Annotated in this window: 22 protein-coding genes and 2 tRNA genes; 6 read left to right on the forward strand and 18 right to left on the reverse strand. The window is 70.0% G+C overall.

Annotated elements, in window-relative coordinates:
* Position 1: 1 nt before the first annotated feature.
* Entirely contained in the window at positions 2 to 1,690 is a 1,689-nt protein-coding gene (locus DEIMA_RS12805) for a bifunctional metallophosphatase/5'-nucleotidase (RefSeq protein ID WP_013557689.1), read from the reverse strand.
* A 62-nt stretch (positions 1,691 to 1,752) separates the two neighbouring features.
* Positions 1,753 to 2,934, reverse strand: a complete 1,182-nt coding sequence (locus DEIMA_RS12810; protein WP_013557690.1) for an acyl-CoA dehydrogenase — start codon at positions 2,932 to 2,934, stop codon at positions 1,753 to 1,755.
* Between the two features lie 84 nt (positions 2,935 to 3,018).
* On the opposite strand from DEIMA_RS12810, the gene ispH reads away from it, so the two are divergent.
* The gene (gene ispH / locus DEIMA_RS12815) at positions 3,019 to 4,014 is read left to right on the forward strand and encodes a 4-hydroxy-3-methylbut-2-enyl diphosphate reductase (protein WP_013557691.1); all 996 of its coding nucleotides are present in this window, start codon (positions 3,019 to 3,021) and stop codon (positions 4,012 to 4,014) included.
* An 80-nt stretch (positions 4,015 to 4,094) separates the two neighbouring features.
* Here ispH and DEIMA_RS12820 read toward each other — a convergent pair whose 3' ends face one another.
* The 4 genes from DEIMA_RS12820 to DEIMA_RS12835 are packed head-to-tail and all read right to left on the reverse strand — an operon-like array spanning position 4,095 to position 7,024.
* Positions 4,095 to 4,865: a hypothetical protein gene (locus DEIMA_RS12820; protein ID WP_013557692.1), complete on the reverse strand. Its 771-nt coding sequence runs from the start codon at positions 4,863 to 4,865 to the stop codon at positions 4,095 to 4,097.
* Positions 4,862 to 5,392 carry a gamma carbonic anhydrase family protein gene (locus DEIMA_RS12825; RefSeq protein WP_013557693.1) on the reverse strand — a complete coding sequence of 177 codons (531 nt, stop codon included), beginning with the start codon at positions 5,390 to 5,392 and terminating at the stop codon, positions 4,862 to 4,864. The genes DEIMA_RS12820 and DEIMA_RS12825 overlap by 4 nt, the downstream gene beginning before the upstream one ends.
* 21 nt (positions 5,393 to 5,413) lie before the next feature.
* Positions 5,414 to 5,809 carry an NUDIX hydrolase gene (locus tag DEIMA_RS12830; protein ID WP_013557694.1) on the reverse strand — a complete coding sequence of 132 codons (396 nt, stop codon included), beginning with the start codon at positions 5,807 to 5,809 and terminating at the stop codon, positions 5,414 to 5,416.
* A 45-nt stretch (positions 5,810 to 5,854) separates the two neighbouring features.
* Complete coding sequence (locus DEIMA_RS12835) at positions 5,855 to 7,024, reverse strand: trans-sulfuration enzyme family protein (RefSeq protein WP_013557695.1); 1,170 nt, start codon at positions 7,022 to 7,024, stop codon at positions 5,855 to 5,857.
* Between the two features lie 36 nt (positions 7,025 to 7,060).
* Between DEIMA_RS12835 and DEIMA_RS12840 the strand changes: the two genes are divergently transcribed.
* Positions 7,061 to 7,813, forward strand: a complete 753-nt coding sequence (locus DEIMA_RS12840; RefSeq protein WP_013557696.1) for an SDR family NAD(P)-dependent oxidoreductase — start codon at positions 7,061 to 7,063, stop codon at positions 7,811 to 7,813.
* A complete protein-coding gene (locus DEIMA_RS12845) occupies positions 7,810 to 8,853 on the forward strand; it encodes an NAD(P)H-dependent flavin oxidoreductase (RefSeq protein WP_013557697.1) in 1,044 nt (347 codons plus the stop codon). Before DEIMA_RS12840 ends, DEIMA_RS12845 begins: the two co-directional genes overlap by 4 nt.
* Here DEIMA_RS12845 and DEIMA_RS12850 read toward each other — a convergent pair.
* The 6 genes from DEIMA_RS12850 to clpS all read right to left on the reverse strand — a co-directional run bounded on the left by DEIMA_RS12850 (position 8,850) and on the right by clpS (position 15,002).
* Positions 8,850 to 9,830, reverse strand: coding sequence for an aldo/keto reductase (locus DEIMA_RS12850; protein ID WP_013557698.1), 981 nt, complete (start codon positions 9,828 to 9,830; stop codon positions 8,850 to 8,852). The genes DEIMA_RS12845 and DEIMA_RS12850 overlap by 4 nt on opposite strands.
* 5 nt (positions 9,831 to 9,835) lie before the next feature.
* A complete protein-coding gene (locus DEIMA_RS12855) occupies positions 9,836 to 10,246 on the reverse strand; it encodes a MerR family transcriptional regulator (RefSeq protein WP_013557699.1) in 411 nt (136 codons plus the stop codon).
* Positions 10,247 to 10,354: 108 nt separating this feature from the next.
* Complete coding sequence (locus DEIMA_RS12860) at positions 10,355 to 11,656, reverse strand: Nramp family divalent metal transporter (protein ID WP_013557700.1); 1,302 nt, start codon at positions 11,654 to 11,656, stop codon at positions 10,355 to 10,357.
* A gap of 89 nt (positions 11,657 to 11,745) precedes the next feature.
* The gene (locus DEIMA_RS12865; RefSeq protein ID WP_013557701.1) at positions 11,746 to 12,303 is read right to left on the reverse strand and encodes a GNAT family N-acetyltransferase; all 558 of its coding nucleotides are present in this window, start codon (positions 12,301 to 12,303) and stop codon (positions 11,746 to 11,748) included.
* A 96-nt stretch (positions 12,304 to 12,399) separates the two neighbouring features.
* A complete protein-coding gene (locus tag DEIMA_RS12870) occupies positions 12,400 to 14,658 on the reverse strand; it encodes an AAA family ATPase (RefSeq protein ID WP_043816742.1) in 2,259 nt (752 codons plus the stop codon).
* On the reverse strand, positions 14,658 to 15,002 hold the full coding sequence (gene clpS / locus DEIMA_RS12875; RefSeq protein WP_013557703.1) for an ATP-dependent Clp protease adapter ClpS: 345 nt from the start codon (positions 15,000 to 15,002) through the stop codon (positions 14,658 to 14,660). Before clpS ends, DEIMA_RS12870 begins: the two co-directional genes overlap by 1 nt.
* A 340-nt stretch (positions 15,003 to 15,342) precedes the next feature.
* Between clpS and DEIMA_RS12880 the strand changes: the two genes are divergently transcribed.
* Entirely contained in the window at positions 15,343 to 15,618 is a 276-nt protein-coding gene (locus DEIMA_RS12880) for a hypothetical protein (protein WP_013557704.1), read from the forward strand.
* An 86-nt stretch (positions 15,619 to 15,704) separates the two neighbouring features.
* Here the strand turns inward: DEIMA_RS12880 and DEIMA_RS12885 are convergent, their stop codons facing one another.
* The 4 genes from DEIMA_RS12885 to DEIMA_RS12900 form a co-directional block, all read right to left on the reverse strand.
* Entirely contained in the window at positions 15,705 to 16,466 is a 762-nt protein-coding gene (locus DEIMA_RS12885; RefSeq protein ID WP_013557705.1) for an AIM24 family protein, read from the reverse strand.
* A 341-nt stretch (positions 16,467 to 16,807) separates the two neighbouring features.
* Complete coding sequence (locus tag DEIMA_RS12890) at positions 16,808 to 17,089, reverse strand: hypothetical protein (RefSeq protein ID WP_013557707.1); 282 nt, start codon at positions 17,087 to 17,089, stop codon at positions 16,808 to 16,810.
* A 511-nt stretch (positions 17,090 to 17,600) separates the two neighbouring features.
* Positions 17,601 to 17,675 (reverse strand) — tRNA-Val (locus tag DEIMA_RS12895).
* Positions 17,676 to 17,681: 6 nt separating this feature from the next.
* Positions 17,682 to 17,757, reverse strand: a tRNA-Ile gene (locus DEIMA_RS12900).
* 85 nt (positions 17,758 to 17,842) lie between these two features.
* Here DEIMA_RS12900 and DEIMA_RS12905 point away from each other — a divergent pair.
* On the forward strand, positions 17,843 to 19,207 hold the full coding sequence (locus DEIMA_RS12905; protein WP_013557708.1) for a glycogen synthase: 1,365 nt from the start codon (positions 17,843 to 17,845) through the stop codon (positions 19,205 to 19,207).
* Between the two features lie 52 nt (positions 19,208 to 19,259).
* Here DEIMA_RS12905 and DEIMA_RS12910 read toward each other — a convergent pair whose 3' ends face one another.
* Positions 19,260 to 19,967 (reverse strand): alpha/beta fold hydrolase, encoded by a 708-nt coding sequence (locus tag DEIMA_RS12910; RefSeq protein ID WP_013557709.1) that lies wholly within the window; start codon positions 19,965 to 19,967, stop codon positions 19,260 to 19,262.
* A gap of 72 nt (positions 19,968 to 20,039) precedes the next feature.
* Positions 20,040 to 20,270, reverse strand: a complete 231-nt coding sequence (locus tag DEIMA_RS12915) for a hypothetical protein (RefSeq protein WP_013557710.1) — start codon at positions 20,268 to 20,270, stop codon at positions 20,040 to 20,042.
* 177 nt (positions 20,271 to 20,447) lie between these two features.
* Between DEIMA_RS12915 and DEIMA_RS12920 the strand changes: the two genes are divergently transcribed.
* A complete protein-coding gene (locus DEIMA_RS12920; RefSeq protein WP_013557711.1) occupies positions 20,448 to 21,233 on the forward strand; it encodes an RNA methyltransferase in 786 nt (261 codons plus the stop codon).
* Positions 21,234 to 21,236 lie beyond the last annotated feature (3 nt).

Below are 21,236 nucleotides of genomic sequence, written 5' to 3' on the forward strand. Positions count from 1 at the left end.
CTTACTGCAGTTTGGTGATGCGGTTCTGGACCTGACCGCTCAGGTTCACCGCGTTCGCCTTGACGTACGCCGCGAACGCGTCCACGTCCACGTCGCCGCCCAGGCGGTTGGTGCCGCCCTTGAGCGCGGTGAAGTTGTCGCCGCCGTCCGCAAGGAAGTTGTTGACCGTCACGCGGTAGCTGGCGCTCAGGTCGAGCGGCGCGCCGTTCAGCGTGATGTTGCTGACGCGGCTGCCTTTCTCCTTGGTGGTGTCGTAGCTGTACGCGAAGCCCTTGCTGACCTGCAGCATGCGCGTCTGCCCGGCAGCAGGGTTGTCGAACTGCTGCTCCAGCGTGTCCTTGATCTGCTGGCCAGTCAGCGTGATGACCGTCAGGATGTTGCCGAACGGTTGCACGGTGAACGCGTCACCGAACGTGACGTTCTTGCTGGGGTTGGGGACGTTCACGGGGAAGTCCGCGCGGATGCCGCCGGGGTTCATGAACGCGATGACGGCGCCGCCCTTGGCGGGGTCCTGCGTGGCGGCCAGCTGGCTGTCCGCGATCACGTCGCCGAGCGCGCTCTCGCCCGCGGCGTTCGCGGCGCGGGTGATCTGCTCCACCCCGAGCGTCGCGATGGGCGTGTTCGCGATGGGGTCGGTGACGCTCTTCGCCTTCGTCAGGATGGCGGTCATGGCCGGGTCCTTGGCGGTCTTGGCGGCGTCCACGACAACGTTCGACGCCTTGATGTCCAAGACGGTGTTGCTGCGCGGGTCGACGCGCAGGTCGAGGCGCTGCAGCAGGTGACCGTAGCTGTCACCCTGGATGACCACGCGGTCCTTGCCGTTCGGGTCGGGCAGCACGCAGTTGTAGCCCTTGTGGGTGTGGCCGGTCATGATGGCCGCCACCGACGGGTCGATGCGCTTGGCGACGTCCACGATGTCGCCGCTGAGGGTCTTGCAGCTCACGACGTCGAACGCGTCCGTGCTGGCGCCGCCCTGGTGCACGAGCGCGATGATGGCGTCCGCGCCCATGTTTTTCACGATGGGGACGTACTTGTTGATGGCCTGCGCTTCGTCCGTGAATTTCAGGCCGGCCACGCCGCTGGGCGTCACGACGGTGGGGGTGTCCTTGAGAACGGCGCCGATGAACGCGATCTTCACGCCGCCGACGTTGAGGATCTTGTACGCGGGCAGGACGGCCTGGCCGGTCTTCTCGTCGACGACGTTCGCGGCGAGGTACTGGAATTTCGCGCCGCTGTACGTGTTGTTGTATTTGCACGCGCGGGTCACGTCGTTGCTGTTGCAGCCGCCCTTCTGGATGCGCAGCAGTTCCTGGACGCCGTTGTCGAACTCGTGGTTGCCGACGACGCTGAGCTGCATGCCGAGCTGATTCATGGCGTCGATGGTGGGCTCGTCGCGCAGGAGGTTGCTGGCGAGGGGGCTGGCGCCGATGACGTCACCCAGGCCGATGAACACGGTGTTGGGGTTCTGGGCGCGCGCGTTCTTGAGGATGGTGCCGATGCTTTCGATGCCGCCGGCCTGGACCGTCTGGGTCTTGGTGCGGTCGGCCGGGTCGGGCACGCGGAAGCTGGTGGGCGCGAGGTTGCCGTGGAAATCGTTGACGCCGATGATGGTCACATCGACGGGCTGCGAGGGGGTCATGGTGCAGGCGCTCAGCGCGAGGGCCGCGCCGATCAGAGTGAGTTTCTTCATTGCGTGCTCATTGTAAACAGAGTTCTGTCAGGTCGTCATGAATGCAGCAGCGGCAGGCGCGCTCACTGCCCGAACTCGTTGAACACCGAGCGGGAGATGACGAGGCGCTGAATTTCGCTGGTCCCTTCGTAGATCTCGGTGACTTTCGCGTCGCGGTAGAGGCGTTCCACGGGGTACTCGCGGCTGTAGCCGTTCCCGCCGAACACCTGGATGGCGTCGCGGGTGACGTTCACGGCGGCGTCGGAGGCGAGCAGCTTGGCGATGCTGGCTTCACGGCCGTACGGGCGGCCGGCGTCCTTGAGCCACGCGGCTTTCAGGGCGACGAGGCGCGCCGCTTCGATGTGCGCGGCCATGTCGGCGATTTTGAAGGAGACACCTTCGAATTCGCGGAGTTTGCGGCCGAACTGCTCGCGTTCCAGGGCGTAGCGGGCGGCGTGCTCGAAGGCGGCGCGGGCGATGCCGAGGGCCTGCATGGCGATGCCGATGCGGCCCGCGTCGAGGCTGGACAGCGCGATGATCAGCCCTTCGCCTTCGGCGCCGACGAGGTTCTCGGCGGGCACGCGGACGTCCTCGAACTGGACGGTGGTGGTGTGCGCGGCGTGCAGGCCCATTTTTTCCTCGGGGCGGCCGAAGCTGAGGCCGGGTGTGCCGTTCTCGACGATGAAGCAGCTGACGCCGCGTGCGCCCGCGCCGCCCGTGCGGGCCATGACGAGGTACGTGTCGGCCTGGCTGCCGCTGGTGATCCAGGCTTTGCTGCCGTTGAGGACGTAGTGGTCGCCGTCGCGTTCGGCGCGGAGCTGGAGGCTGGCGGCGTCGGACCCGGCGGTGCTTTCGGTGAGGCAGAACGCGCCGATGTGGCGTCCTTCGGCGAGGGGGCGCAGGTAGCGTTCGCGTTGGGCGTCGGTGCCGTAGCGGAGGATCATCTGCTCGGGGAGGCCGTTCTGGACGCTGACGATCACGGCGACCGAGGCGTCGGCGGCAGCGATTTCCTCGAGGCACAGGGCGTAGGTGACGCTGTCGAGGCCGGCACCGCCCCAGCGTTCGGGGACGGTGGCGCCGAGCAGGCCGAGTTGCGCGAGGCCGCGGAGCTGCTCGCGCGGGTACGCACCGCTGCGGTCGTGTTCGGCAGCTTTGGGGGCAATTTCGGCCTGGGCGAATTCGCGGACGTGCTGCAGGATGAGGCGTTGGTCGTCGCTGAGCGCGAAGCTCATGCCGAGGTCGGTGTCGAGGGTGGGGGTGCTCATGCTCTCAGTCTAGCGAACGCTTGTTAGGCGCGGATCGGGACGGGCGCCCCCGTACACCGCGCAGGGGCGCACTACACTGAGGGCATGATCGAGAAGGTGTACCTCGCCAAGCCGCGCGGCTTCTGCGCGGGCGTCGTCATGGCGATCCAGGCGGTCGAGAAGGCCGCGGCGCGCGAGGCGAACCCCGTGACGGTGTACCACAGCATCGTCCACAACCACACCGTCGTCGAGCGCCTGCAGGGCGAACACCACGTACACTTCGTCGAGGACCTCGACACCCTGGAGACGCTCCCTGACGGCGGCGACACGGTCGTATTCAGCGCGCACGGCGTCTCCCCCGTCGTCCGCGCCCGCGCCCGCGCGATGGGCCTAGGCGTCATCGACGCGACCTGCCCGCTCGTCACGAAGGTGCACACCGAAGCCAAGAAGTACGCGCGCGAGGGCTACACCATCCTGCTGATCGGCGACAGCGCCACGCATCAGGAAGTCATCGGCACGCGCGGCGAGGCGCCGGACCACACCATCCTGGTGGGCGTGCTCGGCAAGACCGGCGCGGGCCTGAACGACCCGCACACCGTGCAGGTCCCGAACCCCGACAAGCTCGTGGTGCTCACGCAGACGACGCTGAGCGTCGACGACACGCGCCGCACCGTGGACATCCTGCGTGCCCGCTTCCCGAACCTGCACGTGCCGCCCAGCGAGGACCTGTGCTACGCCACCAAGAACCGCCAGGACGCCGTGAAGAACATCGCGCCGAACGTGGACGCGTTCCTGGTGCTGACGAGCACGCACTCCAGCAACGGCATGCGCCTGCTGGAACTCGCGCGGGACCTGTGCGGCCGCGCCGAGCGCCTCGAAACCGACGCGGACGTGAAACGCCTCGACCTCACGGGCGTGCGCGCGGTGGGCATCACGTCGGCGGCGAGCACGCCAGATGACCTCGTGCAGGGCCTCGTGGCGCGCCTGCGCGCCCGCAACCCGAACCTCGCGGTGATCGAGGAGGGCGAGTGGGAGAACATCGAATTCCGCGAGCCGAAAAAGCAGTTGCCGAGCGACCCGCTGCTCCGCACGCAGCAGTAACGGCCGGGCGGGGGCACATGCCCCCGCCGGCGTTTCCGGTTCAGCGGGTCCGGCGTCCGACGACGCGTCCCACCGGGGCTTTACGCTTCGCGGACGTAGCCCCCCTTGGTGAGCGCCTGCACCTGTTCCTCCAGGTCGTGCAGGGTGGCGTCCGCGCGCACGGCGTACTCGGCGGGCGTGAGGTGCTCGCCGAGGGCGCGCAGCAGGGTAAGGCCGGGCGCGCCGTACTGCGCGCGGAACGCCTGGTTCACGGTGGTGATGGGGTTCAGGGCGTCGCGGCCGCGCAGCGTGAGGGCGTAGTGGTGGTGCGCCCACCCGGCGAGGCTGCGCGGGAGGATCAGCGTGATGGGCCGCTGCGGCGCGGGGAAGGCGCCCTCGTACTGCAGCGTGGTGGGCATGCTGGCGATGGCGAGGCCACCGGCGTAGAAGGTGGCGCCGTTCGGTCCGGCGTGCAGGCCGGTGAAGTCCGGGGTGAGCTTGAACTTGCCGGGTCGGCTGCCGACGCCGCTCAGGATGCGCGCGAAGGGTTCGCTGAGGGCGTAGGCGTTGAGGGTGGCGCCCTGCTCGTAGAAACTCAGGAGTTCCCCGAGGGCCGCCTCGCCGCTGCTGGTCTGCGTGGCGGCCGTGACGGTGCGGCCCTCGTACACGAGGACGAACGCGTCGGTGCCGTCCTGCGTGGCGTGCAGGTAGCCGTGCCAGCCGCGGTCATGAAGGTGGTGCAGGAAGGCGTGCAGGTCCGCGAAGGTGCCGTGCAGGCCGGCGTACGCGGTGGTGCCGCGCGGCAGGAACCGGGCGAGGATCGGTTCGGCGTTCGGGAACATGGGCTGGAGGCTGGGTGGGGCGTCGGTCATGCGTGCGGCTCGCCTTCGGTGGGCTGGTCGTGGAGGCCCTGCGCGCGGTAGTGCGCGCCGTTGCGGACGTAACGCTCGGCGTTGTCCGGGGTGGGGACGGGGCGGACGAGGCGGGCGGGCACGCCGACGGCGAGCATGCCGTCCGGGACGTGCTGCCCTTCCCGGAGGAGCGCGCCGGCGGCGAGGACGGCGCCGCGCCCGAGGCGGCTGCCGCTGAGCATGATGGCGCCCATGCCGACCAGGCTGTCCGCTTCGCAGGTGGCGCCGTGCACGACGGCGCGGTGGCCGACGGTGACGCGCTCGTGCAGGGTGCAGGGGTGGCCGGCGTCGGTGTGGAGGACCGCGCCGTCCTGCACGTTGCTGTCCTCGCCGACAGTGATGGGTTCAATGTCGCCGCGCAGGATCGCGCCGAACCAGACGCTGGCGCGGGCGTGCACGGTGACGCGGCCGATCAGGTCGGCGCTGGGGGCGATAAAGGCGGTGTCACTCACGGTGGGGTGGGTTCCCTCCAGCGCGTACCTGGGCATTCGTCCTCCTCGCGTGGACGCTCAGGCGTTCCGCGCGCGTTGCAGCAAGGCTCGGTCTTCACCGTAGCTTAACAGGCGCTCAGCGTCGTCCGGCGCGTGAAAGCCGCCACCCTGAAAGATGCCTTCGAGGGTGGTCGTTTCGGCGTCGGTGGTCATGCGGTACCACGTGATCTCGCGCGGGACGCCTTTGTTGTTGGTATAGCGCGTGAGGCCGAGGCGGGCGGTGATGGTGGCCCGCACGCCGGTTTCCTCCTCGACCTCGCGGACGGCGGCCTGTTCGGGCGTCTCGCCGCGTTCCAGGTGCCCTTTGGGGAAGGTCCAGCCGCCGTTGGCGTACTGGACGAGGAGGACGTCGCCGTGGGCGTTGAAGACGACGCCGCCCGCGCCGGGGTCGGGGGTGGGGTGGGCCTGGGTCATGGCGTGAGTGTAGCCGCTGCGGGTGGGCGGCGCATGCCCGGGCGGTTACGCGAGGGCGTTCTCGAGGTCGCCGAGCAGGTCGCCGATGTCCTCAATGCCGACCGAGAGGCGCAGCAGGTCCGGGGTGATGCCGAGGCGGCGTTTGTCGTCGTCGCCGAGCGCGCGGTGGCTGGTGCTCCACGGGTGGCTGAGGGTGCTGCACACGTCCGCGAGACTGGGCGCGAGCGGCACCCTGCCGTTCAGGGCGCGCACGAACGCGGGGGCGTCCTCGACATCGAGGGCGACCATGCCGGTGAACCCGTCCGGGTACAGGTCGTGCGCGCGTTTGAACTGCGGGTGGCTGGTCAGGCCGGGGAAGTGCACGCGGCGCACGCGCGGGTGGTTCTCCAGGACGTCCGCGACCGCCTGCGCGTTCTGCGCGTGGGCGCGCATGCGCAGCCCCAGCGTCTTGAGGCCCTGCAGGGTCATCCAGGCGTCGAAGGCGCTCATGGTGCCGCCGAGACGTTGCAGGCGCGTGCGGGCGAGCGCGATGAGGTCCGCGCGGCCCGCGACGCCGCCGCCGAACGCGTTGCTGTGCCCGCTGAGGTACTTGCTGACGGAGTGCGTCACGAGGTCCGCGCCGTGCTCGGCCGGGCGGAACAGGGCGGGGCTGCTGAAGGTGCTGTCGACGCTCAGCAGCCCGCCGCGGGCATGCGCGAGTTCCGCGAGGGCGGGCACGTCGGGCGCCGTGAGGGTGGGGTTGGTGAGGTTCTCGATGTGCAGGACGCGGGTGTTCTCCTGCCAGGCGGCCTCGACCTGCGCCGGGTCGGTGGCGTCCACGAACGTCACGAGGATGCCGAGGCGCGGCAGTTCGTCGCGCAGCAGGGCGACGGTCACGCCGTACACGCGCTCGTCGGCGATGAGGTGGTCACCGGTTTTCAGGACGCCGAGCAGCGCGGCGCTGATGGCGGCCATGCCGCTGCCCGCCACGAGGGCCGCTTCGGTGCGTTCCAGGGTGGCGAGGGCGCGCTCCAGGGTGGCGCCGTTGGGCGTGCCGTTGCGGTAGTAGAAGGCGCTGCCGTCGCCGGCCATGCTCGCTTCGAGCGTGTCGAGGTCCGGGAAGGCGTACACGGTCGACTGGTAGATGGGTTCCACGAGGGGGCGGCTGGGGTTGGTCGGCGCTTCTTCTCCGGCGCGGGCGGCGAGGGTGGTGGGCGTGTACGCGGCGTCACTCATGGGGAGAGCATACGCGCGGGCGGGTACGATGCAGGCATGACGAGCAGGCGAGTGGTGGTGCTGACGGGCGCGTCCAGCGGGATCGGGCGCGCGGCGGCGGAGGCGCTGGCGGCGCGCGGGGACGCGCTGGTGCTGGCGGCACGCCGCGAGGACGAGCTGCGCGTGCTCGCGCGGACGCTGGACGCGAGCGGATCGCGGGTCGTGGCGGGGCGTGCGGACGTGGCCGTGCAGGCGGACCGTGAGGCGCTTATCGAGGCGGCGCGCGCGCAGTTCGGGCGGGTGGACGCGCTCGTGAACAACGCGGGCATCAGCATCGCGCGTGGGATGTGGTGGGACGATCCGGACCCGTTGCGGGTGCTGGAGGTGAACCTGACCGCGCCGATCGAGCTGACGCGGCTGGTGCTGCCGGAAATGCGCGCGCGCGGCCGCGGGCACATCGTGAACGTCGGGTCGGTGGCGGGGCGCGCGGCGACGCACGGGATGTACAGCGCGAGCAAGTTCGGGTTGCGCGGGTTCTCGCTGGCACTGCGGCGGGAGCTGCTGGGCAGCGGCGTGCACGTGTCGCTGATCGCGCCGGGGTTCGTGCGCACGGAGCTGACGGCCGCCGCGAAGCTGCCGATGCCCGGGCCGGACGTCGTGGCGCGCGCCATCGCGGACGTGCTGGACCGGCCGCGCCGCGAGGTGATCGTGCCGCGCTTCTATGGGCCGCTCGCGGCGCTGGAGGCGGCCCTGCCGGGCCTGGGCGACGCGATCGTGGAGCGCATCCGGGCGCGGCGGTACGGCGCTTGAGTGTCCTGCGCCGCCTGGGCGCGCGCGTTCCGGTGATGGCGGCGCCCATGGCGGGCGGGCCGAGTACGCCGGCGCTGGTCGCGGCGGTGGGCGAGGCGGGCGGCGTGGGGGCGCTGGGCGGCGCGTACCTGACGCCCGCGGCGCTGGAGGCGGCGTGCGCGGACGTGCGGGCGCGGACGTCCGCGCCGTTCGCGGTGAACCTGTTCGTGCCGACGCCCACGCCGGAGGTGACGCCCGCGGCGCTGGCGCTCGCCACGGCGGAACTCGGGCCGTTCCACACGCGCCTGGGGCTGGCGGCGCCGGCACTGCCCGTGCGGTTCGAGGAGGAGTTCGGCGCGCAGTTCGAGGTGGTGCTGCGCGTGCGGCCGGCGCTGTTCACGTTCACGTTCGGGCGGCTGGAGGAACGGCGGGTGCGGGCGTTGCAGGCTGCGGGCGTACTGGTGGCGGGCACGGCCACGAACGCCGACGAGGCGCGGCAGCTGGCGGAGGACGGCGTGGACGCGATCGTCGCGCAGGGCGCGGAGGCGGGCGGGCACCGGGGCGGCTGGACGCACGGCGGCGAGGGCGCACTGGAGCGCACGCTGCAGCTGGTGCGGGCCATCAGCGCGGTGACGCGCGTGCCAGTGATCGCGTCGGGCGGCCTGATGAGCGCCGACGACGTGCGGGCCGCGCTCGCGGCGGGCGCGCTTGACGTGGCGTGCGGCACGGCGTTCCTGCTGGCGCGCGAGGCGGGTACGTCCGCGCCGTACCGCGCGGCGCTGCGCGCGGCGGCGCGCGCCGGTCACGCGCAGACGGCCCTCACGCGGGCGTTCAGTGGCCGGGCGGCGCGTGGGTTGCGCAACGCCTTCATGGACGCCGTGCGCTCGCCCCTGCCGTACCCAGCGCAGAACGCCCTGACGCGGCCTCTGCGCACGGCGGGCGCGCAGGCGGGCGACGCGGGCGTGCTGAGCCTGTGGGCGGGCGAGGGTGCCGCGCGCGTCCTGGAGGCGAGCGCGGCCGAGATTCTGGCCGCGCTCACGCCCGCTGAACGGCCGGGTTAGCGGTTGACGCTGCTCATGTCCGGGTAGCGTTCGCCGCTGGCCGCGCCGCGCGGGAACGCGGCGTCGATGCGCGCGAGGTCGTCGGCGCTGAGGTGCACGTCGAGCGCGCCGAGGTTCTCCTCGAGGTACTTCACGCGGCGCGTGCCGGGAATGGGCACGAGGTCCTGGCCCTGCGCGAGCACCCAGGCGAGCGCGAGCTGTGAGGCGCTGCAGCCCTTCTCGTGGGCGATGTCCTGCACCTCGCGGACGAGGTCGAGGTTCTTCTGGAAGTTCTCGCCCTGGAAGCGGGGGTTCATGCGGCGGAAATCATCGGGCGCGAAGTCGTCGGGGCTGTTGATCTGCCCGGTCAGGAAGCCGCGCCCGAGCGGGCTGTACGGCACGAAGCCCACGCCGAGGTCACGGCAGGTCTGCAGGATGCCGTCTTCCGGGTCGCGCGTCCACAAGCTGTATTCGGTCTGCAGGGCGGTGATGGGGTGCACGGCGTTCGCGCGGCGCAGCGTTTCGGCGGACGCCTCGGACAGGCCGAGGTACCGCACCTTGCCCTGCTGCACGAGTTCGCTCATGGCGCCGACGGTGTCCTCGATGGGGGTGTTCGGGTCGACGCGGTGCTGGTAGTACAGGTCGATGTGGTCCACGCCGAGGCGGCGGAGGCTGGCGTCGCACGCCTGGTGGACGTATTCGGGGCGGCCGCTGATGCCGAGGCGTTCGCCGTTCTGGCCGCGCACGTTCCCGAATTTGGTGGCGAGCACGACGTCGTCGCGGCGGCCACTTTCGCGGAAGAAGCGGCCGAGGAGTTCCTCGTTGCGGCCCACGCCGTACATGTCGGCGGTGTCGAGGAAGGTGACGCCGAGGTCGAGGGCGCGCGTGAGGGTGGCGAGGTTCTCGGTGTCGTCGGACTGACCATAGAACTCGCTCATGCCCATGCAGCCGAGGCCGAGGGCGGATACGGTGAGGTCGCGGAGTTGGCGGTGTTGCATGACGTTCATCCTTTCTGCGCGGCGAGGTCCGGGGCCGCGAGCGTGGCGTAGACGTTGAGTTTCTGGCGGACGGCCTGCAGGTCACCCTGGAGTTGCGCGATGCGTTCGACCACGGCGCGTTCGTGCGCGGCGAGCAGCGCCTGGCGTTCGGCGAGGGTGTGCTCACCGGCGCGCACGAGGTCCACGTAGGTGGACATCTGCCGGATGGGCATGCCGGTGGCGCGCAGGCGCAGCAGGAAGCGCAGCATCTCCAGTTCGCGGGGCGTGTACTGACGGTGGGTGCTGGCGTCGCGGGGGACGCCGGTGAGCAGCCCGACGCGTTCGTAGTAACGGAGGGTGTGGGCGGTGACGCCGAGGGTTTCGGCGGCCTCGCGGATGCTGAGGGTGGCGGGCGCGTGGGGCGCGGTGGCCTGCATGCGCCTACCGTAGATCTTCGAGTGCGCTCGAAGTCAAGAGGGAAAACCAGTCAAGAGGGAAAAACCAGTGCGGGCGACCTCAGTCGCCCGCACTGTTCTGCCAGGATTTTACTTGAGCAGTGTTTCGCTGAGCAGGTAGACGTTCAGGCCGATTATGAGGGCCGCGATGCCCCAGCCGATGACGGTGATGGGGCGGCTGTTCACGAGGACGCCCATGATGTCGCGGCGGGCGGTGAACAGCAGGAGCGGCACGAGCGCGAACGGAATCCCGAACGACAGGACCACCTGCGACAGCACGAGCGTGGCGGTCGGGTCGAGACCGGCGATGATGACTGCGAAGGCGGGCAGCATGGTGAGGATGCGGCGCAGCACGAGCGGAATGCGGAAGCCCACGAAGCCCTGCATGACGACCTGACCGGCCATGGTGCCGACGGCGCTGCTGGACAGGCCCGAGGCGAGCAGCGCGAGTGCGAAGGCGATGGCGGCGCCGCCGCCCAGTAGGGGCGTGAGCGTCTGGTAGGCGACACTGAGGTCCGCGACGTCGCCCTTGCCGCTGGTGTGGAACGCGGCGGCGGCGGACGCGAGCATGGCCATGTTCACGAGGCCGGCGATGCTCATGGCGATGATGACGTCCATGCGGTTGAAGCGCGCGAGGCGCACCTTCTCGGCGTCGCTGGGGGCCTGCACGCGGCCCTGCGTGAGGGCGCTGTGCAGGTAGATGACGTGCGGCATGACGGTCGCGCCGATGATGCCGACGGCGAGGTACAGGCTCTCGGTGCCCTGGAATTTCGGGATGAATCCGCCGAGGGCGTCCATGCCGGGGCGGCTGAGGATGATCTGCACGAGGTACGCGAGGACGATCACGCCGAGGAAGGCGCTGATGGCAATCTCGATGGGTCGGAAGCCGCGCCGTTGCAGGGCGAGCACACCGAAGGTCACGATGGCGGTGAGGACGGCGCCCCACAGCAGTGGGATGTTGAACAGCAGGTGGAACGCGAGGGCCGCGCCGAGGAATTCGGCGAGGTCGGTGGCCATGGCGACCAGTTCGGCCTGCACCCAGTAGAGCCACACGACGGGTTTGGGCCAGCGGTCGCGGATGGTTTCGGGGAGGTTCCGGCCGGTGGCGATGCCGAGTTTGGAGCTGAGGTTCTGGACGACCATCGCCATGAGGTTGGCGGCGAGGATCACCCAGAGCAGCAGGTACCCGAATTTCGCGCCGCCCTGGATATTCGTGGCGAAGTTGCCGGGGTCGAGGTACGCGACGGACGCGACGAAGGCGGGACCGAGGAACGGGAGGATGCGTGCGAAACCGCGGCGGGAGCTGTGGCCCTGCAGGACGGCGGACGCCTGGGTGTTCATGCGTTCGTCGAGGGTGGGCGGGGTGGAGGGGGTGGCCTGGACGCGGCTCATGCGCGGCTCCGGGGGGGGCGCGGGGGGTGCAGGCGGGTCAGGATCATGTCCATAAGTTTAGGGCATCCTAAACTTAAAATATAGATGCCTTAAGACATGCTAAGGGCGGGGTCCGCGTCCCATGAGCGCCGCAACAGATCCAGCTTCACGCTGTCGTACCGCCGCCCCTGCCACCACCGCGCCTCCCGCACCCGCCCACACTCCCGGAACCCCACTCGCTCTGCCGCGCGCACCATGCGCTCATTCCCACTCCACGTGCTGAGCGTCAGCACGTGCGCGTGCGTCTCCTGAAACGTCAGCGCCGTCCACGCCCGCAACGCCCGCGTGCCCAGCCCACCCCCCCAGCACACCGGGTCGTACAGGACAATGCCCAACTCCCACCACCCGCCACTCGCCGGCGGCTCGCTCCAGCGTGTTACCTGCCCGGCGCACACGCCGTCCACCGCAATGATGCGCGCATGCGGCGACGGCGCCCGCGTACGCAGCTGCTCCACGAACGTGCTCAGATCAAGCGGAGGCCGGGCGTCCTCCACGTGGAAGTACGGGCCGTCCCACGCCCGCCAGGCGGCGTTCCGCTCGGCATGCAGCCAGCGGTGCAAGATGGGCAGATCAGCAGCTTCACGTTCACGCAGGATCACTTGAGGCATCTACACCAGCATGCCGCGCACCACCTCGGCACGCACGCGCACCCGCCCATGAATCAGGCGGGCGGCCAGGTGGCCGCCCGCCTCCTCGCTGGCCGCTCAGTCGACCGGACGCGGCTCGCCCGCACGGGGCGTCTTGCGGCGAACCCGGAACGTGAACTCCCCGGCGTCGTTCACGTCGGCCACCACGCTCCCGCCCTGCTGCAGGCGGCCGAACAGCAGCTCGTCCGCCAACGGACGCGCCAGACGCGTCTCGATGACGCGCGCGAGCGGCCGCGCACCCAGAGCCGGGTCGAAGCCCAGCGTCGCGAGACGCTCGCGCGCAGTTGGCGTGACCGAGAGGCGCACGTCCCGCTCCGCAAGCTGCCCGGCGAGCTGCGCAACGAATTTGTCCACCACACGCGTCATCACGTCACGCGGGAGCGCGCGGAAGTGAATGACCGCGTCGAGACGATTGCGGAACTCCGGCGTGAACGTGCGGTTCACGGCCTCGCTCTCCTCACCCGCGCGGTCCGCGCGCCCGAACCCCAGCGCGGGGCGGGCCGCGTCGGCAGCACCCGCGTTGGTGGTGAAGATGAACACGGCGCCGCGCGCGTCCGCGACCTTCCCGGTGTGATCCGTGAGGGTGCCGTGGTCCAGGAGCTGCAGGAACACGTTGTAAATGTCCGGGTGGGCCTTCTCGATCTCGTCCAGCAGCACCACCGCGTGCGGCGTCCTGGCGAGCCCGTCCGTGAGCAGGCCGCCCTGGTCGAAGCCGACGTAGCCGGGAGGCGCGCCGATCAGGCGCGAGACGGTATGCGCCTCGCCGTACTCGCTCATGTCGAAGCGGATCAGGTTCACGCCGAGCACGTCCGCGAGGGCCCGCGCGAGTTCGGTCTTGCCCACCCCGGTCGGCCCGGCGAACAGGAACGCCCCCTGCGGCCTGCGCGGGTCGCGCAGGCCCGCGCGGGCGAGCTTCACGGCGCCCGCCACCTGCCGCACAGCCTCGTCCTGCCCGAACACCCGCGCCTGCAGGTCCGTTTCGAGGGTGGCGAGCGTGCGGGTCTGTTCGGCACTCACGCGCCCCACCGGGACGCGCGCCATGCGCGCGACCGTCGCTTCCACGTCCGGCACGTCAATGGTGCCGCCCGCGCCGCGGGCGCTGCGCGCCGCGCCCGCCTCGTCGATCACGTCAATGGCCTTGTCCGGCAGGTGCCGGTCGCGGAGGTGCCGCGCGCTGAGCTGCACGCTGACGTCCAGGGCGGCGTCCGTGTACGTGACGCCGTGGTGCGCTGCGTAGCGGGGCGCGAGGCCGCGCAGGATGCGCACGGCGGTTTCTTCGTCCGGCTCGGGCACGTCGATGGGCTGGAAGCGGCGCCACAGCGCTTTGTCCTGCTGCAGGTGCCGCAGTTCGGCGTTGGTGGTGGCCCCCATGATGCGCAGCTCCCCGCGTGCCAGCATCGGCTTCAGGAGGTTCGCGGCGTCCAGGCTGCCGCCCTGCACGGCGCCCGCCCCGACAATGGTGTGCAGCTCGTCGATGAACAGCACCGCCTGCTCGCCCTTCAGGGCGTCCAGTACGGCTTTCAGGCGCTCCTCGAAATCACCGCGGTAGCGGGTGCCGGCGAGCAGGGCGCCCATGTCCAGCGCCAGGACCCGCGCGCCCTGCAGGAACGCGGGCGCGTCCGGCTCGGTCAGGCGCGCCGCGAGGCCCTCCGCGATGGCGGTCTTGCCGACGCCTGGCTCCCCCACCAGCACGGGGTTGTTCTTCGTGCGGCGCGCGAGGACGTGCAGGGCCCGTTCGATCTCGGCGTCGCGGCCGATGACCGGGTCGAGCTGTCCCGCGCGGGCGCGCGCCGTGAAGTCCTCGGTGTACGCCTCCAGCGGCTCGGATGCCGCCCCGCCCTCCTCGGCAGGGTCATTCACGCCGGTGACGCTGCGCTTCTCGTTCGCGCCGGGCATGCGGGCACGGCCGTGGCTGATCCACGCGAGGACGTCCACGCGCGTCACGCCACGCGATTCGAGGGCGTACCGGGCGGGGCTGTCCTCCTCGTCGAGGAGTTCCGCGAGGACGCGCACGCCGTCCGCGGGGGTGTCCTCGCGGCCGGCCGCGCGGAGCTGCAGGACCGCGCGGTGCAGGACGCGCTGCACCGCGAGCGTCAGCTCGGGCGGCTCGCCGTTGCCTTCGAGCTGCTCGAATTCCGCTTCGAGGTCCGCGCGCACCTCCACCGGGTCCGCGCCGAGCGCGGCAAGGGCGCCGCGCACCGTGAGCTCCTCGGTGAGGGCGTGCAGGAGGTGCTCGAGCGTCACGAGGTCATGCCCGAAACTGTCGGCGAGGTGCAGGGCGCGCGTTAGGGCCGCCTGAAGGTCCGGGGTGAACATCATGCGTCTTCCCCGTTCCCGGCGCTCTCGGGCTCCGCGAGGAGTTCGAGCGGGTAGCCCTGTGCGCGTGCGAGGCGCGTGACCTGCGCGACTTTCGTTTCCGCGACTTCGCGGGTGTAGACGCCGGCGACGCCGCGGCCCTGGTGGTGCACGGCGAGCATGATGCGGGTGGCGTCGGGCTCGTCGCGGCCGAAATGGTGTTCGAGGACGTACACCACGAAGTCCATGGGGGTGTAATCGTCGTTGAGGAGCAGCACGGTGTAGCGCCGGGGCCGCGCGAGGCGCGGGCGCTGCGCGAGTTGCGTGCCGGCGCCGCTGTCGGGCGCCTGATCGCGGCGTGTCATGCGCGGAGTGTAGCGCGCGCCTCCGCCGGAAACCGGGCGAACTTTACAAGGGACGCCCGGCGCACCCTTGAAAACGGAGTCCCGTCACAGTAGGGTAGTGAGTTGCGTGTAGAATGTGATGTCGGTCCTGAGCTCAGGCCGGCGCACCCTCCGGGTGCACTGAGGGAGGCGTCCACCTCGCTGTAAAAGACGGACGCGCGAGCAGGGAAACCTGACCCCACGGGAAGCCACCACGGCTTCCCTTCTTTTCTTGATTGAGCCTGCAGGGGGCCTTGAGCGGCGGTTCATCCTGTGTGAGCGCGTGCGGTTCCGTCCTCGCGCGGCGCGGCACCCTGAGGGCATGCTCGCCTTTCACCCGCACCTGTTCGTCCGCGTGGAGCAACTCGACGGGCCCCGTGCGCCCGTCCCGAAACCGCTCGACAGCGGCTTCAGCACCGACCGCCTGTACCGCGTCGTGGCGGTCTACAACCCCAGCGAAACCAGCGACGCGTACTTCGTGCTCGCCAACGACCGCGACGAGCTGTGGTTCATCTGCCAGCGGCACCTGCGTTTCGGCGCGCTCGTGGACACCACCGCCCACCACCTCCCGTACGTCGACGCGCAGGCCGCGGACTGACCAGCCGAGGCCCGTCTGCGCTCTGGGTCTCGGCTGGTTCAGCTGTCATATTCGGTGCTCGCCGCCGCGCCTCATGCTCGGGCGGGTCAGGCGAGACTGCCGGCGCTGATGTGCGTCGGCGTCAGGAACACCTGACCCGGACCATGCAGCGTGTACACCAGCCCCTCGCCACTGCGGGCGGCGTTGCGCAGGCCCCGCACGAGCGGCCCGAGTTGCGGGTCCATGGTGCCGCTGTACATCAGCATCATGTCGCCGTCGACGGTGACGGTCTCACCGGCCCGCACGTCAAGGACTTCCACTTCGTGCACACTCACCGGACTTTCGATGACGAAGAGGCCTGCGCCGTCCAGGCGGGGTTGCATCAGGCCGTTGCCGCTGAGTGCCCCCTGGACCTTCTTGTGCGTGTGCGTGCTGAGCCGCAGGCTGCCCTGCGCCGCGTAGTACGCGCGGTCATCGATGAGCATGCTGTCCTGCCCTTCCATGACCGCGAAAATGAAGTGCTTGCGGGTTGGTTCCGTCCAGAGGACGCCGGTGCCGCTCACGAGCGTCCCGAACGCCGACTCGCCGCTGCCGGCGCTGCGGACGGCGCGGCTCAGGAAGTTCCCAGCTTGCTGCTGCACCACCTGGAAGTTCAGGCGGCCCTGCGCGTACGACAGAATGCCGGGTTCGAGCATGACGCTGTCGTTGTCGAGCGTGAATTTGATTTGCCGCTGTCCGGTGTCGGCGTAGACCTCGCGGAAGTGCGTTTCCGGCTGCTGCACGAGCTGGCTGGTGACTTTGCAGATCGCGTACAGTTCTGCTGTCAGGCCGCCGGCGCGCTCCTCGGACATCTTGATGCGGTAGCTCATGCGTTTAGCATAAGAGGCGCGTCCACGAGCGGGCGATGGGTGTGACGCCGGGAACGGCGTTCGTGTGGCGAGGGGCGGTCGCGCAGGTTATTCGTCGCAGCCGAGCGCGCGGAGCAGGTCGAGCGCGTCGATGGGGCGGGATGGCGGACGGACCGGGCGGACATGACGGGGGGAGCGAAACAGAGCGAGCCAGCCAGCGAGCATGCGGGCCATGGGGGGACCTCCTGATTGAAGTACTTCACTTTACCTTAAGGCTTCCTGAAAGACAAAAGGTGCATTTCTGTTATTCCTCAGAAGCTCAGGCTTGGTCCTCTATGTTGTGGCGCACGACGCAGGCTGACTCAGGCAGAGGCGAGCAACGCAGGGCCAGCCGCGCTGATGAGCGCGCGGTACTGAGCCTCGGTGATGCGCAGGGGCGGCTCGACTTCGTAAAAGCCATACGTGCCGTCCCAGTGGCTGGGGATCGGCCACTGAACGCTGAAGGGCTGAGCGGGGCCCTCGGCGTAGGAGGTGAATACCAGGGTGTCGCCGTGGCGGTCGACCTTGACCGCGGCGTCTCCACACAACCAGTGGTGAGGGAAGGGGTTGCGGACGAGCACGTCGTAATGGCGTTTGATGGTCATGCAGGACACCTCCTTGATGAGAAATATTGGTGTATCTGGTACTTATCTTTATTTTAGCTTGATGACTTCAGGAATGATGAAAAGAGTCCTCACTTAGGGTCAGTTGTGCAGACAAAGCCTCAGGGCACAACGCCCGCAGACGACCCCACGCAGCCTGACCTGTGCCCCTCCCGCTCGTGCCAGGACTCAGCAAACCCTTACCACGGACGGCCGAACGCCAAACGATCGCCACCCGCCAACCATCTGGACTGCGTCCACGGTGCTCCCCTGGACCAAGGCCTACTGACCCACCCACGATCCGAGGAACCGCGACGCACCCGATCGGCAGCGAGGTTGACCCCAAAATTGGCGACGATTTGATGGGCCTCCGCACACGCCCTCGGCACGCGCAGAAACGCCTGAACCAACGTGCAGCCCCAGGCCCGCGCGGAGCAGGAGGAACCATTGAAAGCGCAACGACGAAGCCAGGTCATGCAAAAGGAAGAACCCCGGCTGAGCCGGGGTTCTTGTGTGGTGGGCGGTATAGGATTTGAACCTACGACCCCTCGCGTGTGAAGCGAGTGCTCTACCGCTGAGCTAACCGCCCGTGTGATGGTGGGCCCTGCCGGATTTGAACCGGCAACCAATCGGTTATGAGCCGACTGCTCTGACCGTTGAGCTAAGAGCCCGTGGTGCGCAGCGACAGGAAATATACCAGTGGCGTGAGGGGTTGTCAAACGGCGGGTGAAGTTGGGGGGCGGGTAGACTGTGGGCATGAGCGCGTTCCCGATGGTCGTGCATGTCGCGTCTGAGGTGTTTCCGTTTTCTCGCAGTGGTGGTCTCGCGGACGTGATGGACGCGTTGCCGCGCGCCCTGGCGTCCCTGGGGGTGCCGGTGGCGGTGGTGTCACCGTGGTACGCGGATATCACGCAGGACGTGCGTGAGGTGTGGCGCGGCGCGGACGGCTGGCGGCTCGGGGAGGCGCGCGCGGAGGGGGGCGTGCGCTTCTTGTTCCTGGGCGGGCCGGATTTCGACCGCCCGGGGTTGTACGGGCCGGATGACGTCCCGCGGTTCGCGCGCTGGGGTGCGCAGCTGCTGCCGGCGTTGGCGGCGGCGGGGGTGCGTGCGGAGCTGCTGCATGGGCATGACTGGGCAGCGGGCATCGCGGTGGCGCGGGCGCGTCAGGTGGGGCTGCGGAGCGTGTTCACGGTGCATAACCTGCAGTACCAGGGGCGCTGGAGCATGGATCTGGCGAGCGTGACGGAGCTGCCGGGTTCGGCGTTCTCGCCGGAGGGGCTGGAGTATTACGGCGGCGTGAACCTGATGAAGGGCGGGCTGGTGTTCGCGGACGCGGTGACGACGGTGAGTCCGACGTACGCGCATGAGGTGACGACGCCGGAGTTCGGTGAGGGACTGCATGGAGTGCTGCGGGCACGCGCGCTGCATGGGGCGCTGCACGGCATCGTGAACGGGTTGGACCAGGTGCGCTGGGACCCGCGGGCGGATGCGGACGTCGTGCCGTTCGGGGATTTGCGTGGCAAGGCGCCGAACTCGGCGCGGCTGCGTGCGGAGTTCGGGCTGGATGACGCGCCGATCGCGGCGGTGGTGAGCCGCCTGGTGGAGCAGAAAGGCATTGATGTGCTGGTGCAGGCGTTGCCGCAGCTGACGCGCGACTGGAACGTGCTGGTGCTGGGGAGCGGCGATCCGTTGCTGGAGGCGGCGCTGACCGGGTGGGGACATCATCCGCGCGTGCGGTACATGTCGGGAATGCAGGAGGCGCTGGCGCACCGATTGTATGCGGGGGCGGACGTGTTCCTGATGCCGAGCCGATTCGAGCCGTGCGGGTTGTCGCAGATGATTTCCATGCGGTACGGGACGTTGCCGGTCGTGCGGGATACGGGGGGGTTGCGGGATACCGTTCCGGGCGATGTCGGGTTCCTGTTCGGGGCGGAGGCGCCGGAGGCGCTGGTGGGTTCGATGGCGGAGGCGCGCGCGGCGCTGGCGAAACCGAAGGTGTGGGGGGCGCGGGTGGCGCGCGCGATGGGGATGGATTTCTCGTGGGCGGGGCCCGCGCGGCAGTACGGGCTGTTGTATGAGCGCGTGATGGGTCGGTCGGCGGACGTGACGCCCGCGCGCTGACGGGCGCGGGGGTGGTGGCTCCGGTCGGCCGGGGCCACCACCTTGTGGTGGGTCACTCGCGCAGGAAGTCGAGCAGCGCGGCGGTGAAGGCGGCCGGCTGGTCGAGGTTCGCGAGGTGTCCGGCGTCGGGGATGACGTGGAGGCGGCCGTACGTGAGGTCGGCGAGTTCCTGCGCGAGGTCGGGCGGGGTAATGGGGTCGTTCGCGCCGACGAGGGCGAGGGTGGGTTTTTCGGTGGCGGACCGGGCGGTGAGGGTGGGGCGGTGGTCGGGGCGGGCGGCCATGGCGCGCAGGGCGCCGGCGACGCCTTCGGGAGTGGCGGTGGCGATAAGGGGGCGCGTGCGGGCGTACGTGCCGGGGCGCTGTTCGTCACGGGCGGTGTCCTGCAGGAAAGTGGTGCCTTCGTGCAGGGCGCGTTCGGCCTGGGCGTGGCGGGTGGCGCGGCGTTCGTCGGTGTCGGCGCGGGCGGTGGTGTCGGCGAGGACGAGGCGGTGGACGCGGCCCGGCGCTTGGTGGAGAACCTCAAGGGCGAGGTAGCCGCCCATGCTGAGGCCGACGAGGTCGAAGGGGCCGTCGGGCAGGTCGTTCAGGAGGGTGGCGGCGGTGACGGGGAGGCTCTGGATGGCGCCGGGCGCGCCGCCGAAGCCGGGGAGGTTCGGGGCGATGGGGGTGCGTCCGGCGGCGCGGAGGGCGCGGATCTGGTCATCCCACATGGGGGCGGCAAGGGGGTAGGCGTGGAGAAGCACGACGGGGTGGGTCATGCGGTCAGGGTAAGCGGCGCGCGCCCCCGGGTGGGAGGGGCGCGCAGTGGGGGTTTCGTTTACGGTTGCGGGTTAGCGGGGGGTGGGCTGGATGGCTCCGCCGTGCACGTCGTAGGCGTAGGCGGTAAGGTTGGGCAGGGTGGCGCGGACGGCGCTGGCGAGGTCGGCGTCGAGGATGGCGGTGTAGCGTCCGAGGTTTTTGATCGCGCCCTGCTGGGCGGCGGTGCGCCAGCGGTCCGCGAGGTCGGGGTACGCGAGCACCTGCGGGCCGATTTCCTTGCTTTCGAACGCGGGGTGAGTCATGAGGGTAGCGTAGGGTGGGAATCGATTCCAGCGTGCGTGGCCTGTTCTGATGACTTTGTTCACAAAGGGTGCCGGTTACGATTGCTGACCCTCACCTGACGCGGGGATGCGGTGGGAGCGTGTGCGCTACGCTGCGCTCGTGAAGGCCTTGAGATTCGAGAACGCTGGGGGGCGCGCGTGACGCTCGCGGTGGTGCTGGTGTCCCCGAAGCACCCGGGGAACGTGGGGTCGGCGGCGCGCGCCATGTTGAACATGGGCGCGTCGGAGTTGCGGCTGGTCGCACCGCGCTGCGATCACCTGTCGAGCGAGGCGCGCGCGCTGGCGGTGCACGCCGCGGGCCTGCTGGAGAACGCCCGGGTGTACGGGACGCTCGCGGAAGCGCTCGCGGACCGTGACGTGGCGGTGGGCACGAGCGCGCGGGAACGTTCGGACCTGCCGCCGCCGCGCACGCCGGCCACGTTGAGGCCAATGGTGCGCGCGGCGGCGCGTCCGGCGCTGGTGTTCGGCCCGGAGGAAACGGGGCTGTCCAGTGACGACCTGCAGCTGTGCCAGGCGACGGTGCGAATTCCCACCGGGGAGTACGCAAGCCTGAACCTCGCGCAGGCGGTGCTGCTGGTGTGTTACGAGTTTCTGCAGGGCGGGGACGACACGGTGGTGGCGCGCAAGGTCGCGGACCGCGCGGAGTACGAGGGCATGTACGCGCACCTGTACACGACGATGCTGGAGGTCGGGTACACCGACGACGTGCGTGGGCGGCACACGATGCGGTTGTGGCGGGCGGCGCTGGACCGCGCACAGCTGTCGACGCCGGAGGTGCGACTGGTGCGCGGGTTGCTGCAGCAGGCGCGCTGGGCAGCGCGGCAGCCGGACCGGGACCTGCCGCCCATGCGTTCGATGCTGGTGGACCCGAGCGCCGACGAGGCGGACAGGGACATGGCGGACGGGGAGGCCCCTCTAGACTGAGCG

Origin of the sequence: Deinococcus maricopensis DSM 21211, assembly GCF_000186385.1 — a bacterium.
Lineage (GTDB): Bacteria > Deinococcota > Deinococci > Deinococcales > Deinococcaceae > Deinococcus_B > Deinococcus_B maricopensis.

What these genes read in the sequence shown, in the direction of transcription:
- DEIMA_RS12850 (WP_013557698.1), bottom strand. Translation starts at nt 9,830, where the DNA reads ATGCAACACCGCCAACTCCGCGACCTCACCGTATCCGCCCTCGGCCTC.
- DEIMA_RS12840 (WP_013557696.1), top strand. Translation starts at nt 7,061, where the DNA reads ATGACGAGCAGGCGAGTGGTGGTGCTGACGGGCGCGTCCAGCGGGATC.
- clpS (WP_013557703.1), bottom strand. Translation starts at nt 15,002, where the DNA reads ATGACACGCCGCGATCAGGCGCCCGACAGCGGCGCCGGCACGCAACTC.
- DEIMA_RS12870 (WP_043816742.1), bottom strand. Translation starts at nt 14,658, where the DNA reads ATGTTCACCCCGGACCTTCAGGCGGCCCTAACGCGCGCCCTGCACCTC.
- DEIMA_RS12830 (WP_013557694.1), bottom strand. Translation starts at nt 5,809, where the DNA reads ATGACCCAGGCCCACCCCACCCCCGACCCCGGCGCGGGCGGCGTCGTC.
- DEIMA_RS12825 (WP_013557693.1), bottom strand. Translation starts at nt 5,392, where the DNA reads ATGCCCAGGTACGCGCTGGAGGGAACCCACCCCACCGTGAGTGACACC.
- DEIMA_RS12910 (WP_013557709.1), bottom strand. Translation starts at nt 19,967, where the DNA reads ATGACCCACCCCGTCGTGCTTCTCCACGCCTACCCCCTTGCCGCCCCC.
- DEIMA_RS12905 (WP_013557708.1), top strand. Translation starts at nt 17,843, where the DNA reads ATGAGCGCGTTCCCGATGGTCGTGCATGTCGCGTCTGAGGTGTTTCCG.
- DEIMA_RS12805 (WP_013557689.1), bottom strand. Translation starts at nt 1,690, where the DNA reads ATGAAGAAACTCACTCTGATCGGCGCGGCCCTCGCGCTGAGCGCCTGC.
- DEIMA_RS12890 (WP_013557707.1), bottom strand. Translation starts at nt 17,089, where the DNA reads ATGACCATCAAACGCCATTACGACGTGCTCGTCCGCAACCCCTTCCCT.
- DEIMA_RS12880 (WP_013557704.1), top strand. Translation starts at nt 15,343, where the DNA reads ATGCTCGCCTTTCACCCGCACCTGTTCGTCCGCGTGGAGCAACTCGAC.
- DEIMA_RS12885 (WP_013557705.1), bottom strand. Translation starts at nt 16,466, where the DNA reads ATGAGCTACCGCATCAAGATGTCCGAGGAGCGCGCCGGCGGCCTGACA.
- ispH (WP_013557691.1), top strand. Translation starts at nt 3,019, where the DNA reads ATGATCGAGAAGGTGTACCTCGCCAAGCCGCGCGGCTTCTGCGCGGGC.
- DEIMA_RS12915 (WP_013557710.1), bottom strand. Translation starts at nt 20,270, where the DNA reads ATGACTCACCCCGCGTTCGAAAGCAAGGAAATCGGCCCGCAGGTGCTC.
- DEIMA_RS12810 (WP_013557690.1), bottom strand. Translation starts at nt 2,934, where the DNA reads ATGAGCACCCCCACCCTCGACACCGACCTCGGCATGAGCTTCGCGCTC.
- DEIMA_RS12835 (WP_013557695.1), bottom strand. Translation starts at nt 7,024, where the DNA reads ATGAGTGACGCCGCGTACACGCCCACCACCCTCGCCGCCCGCGCCGGA.
- DEIMA_RS12820 (WP_013557692.1), bottom strand. Translation starts at nt 4,865, where the DNA reads ATGACCGACGCCCCACCCAGCCTCCAGCCCATGTTCCCGAACGCCGAA.
- DEIMA_RS12865 (WP_013557701.1), bottom strand. Translation starts at nt 12,303, where the DNA reads ATGCCTCAAGTGATCCTGCGTGAACGTGAAGCTGCTGATCTGCCCATC.
- DEIMA_RS12860 (WP_013557700.1), bottom strand. Translation starts at nt 11,656, where the DNA reads ATGAGCCGCGTCCAGGCCACCCCCTCCACCCCGCCCACCCTCGACGAA.
- DEIMA_RS12855 (WP_013557699.1), bottom strand. Translation starts at nt 10,246, where the DNA reads ATGCAGGCCACCGCGCCCCACGCGCCCGCCACCCTCAGCATCCGCGAG.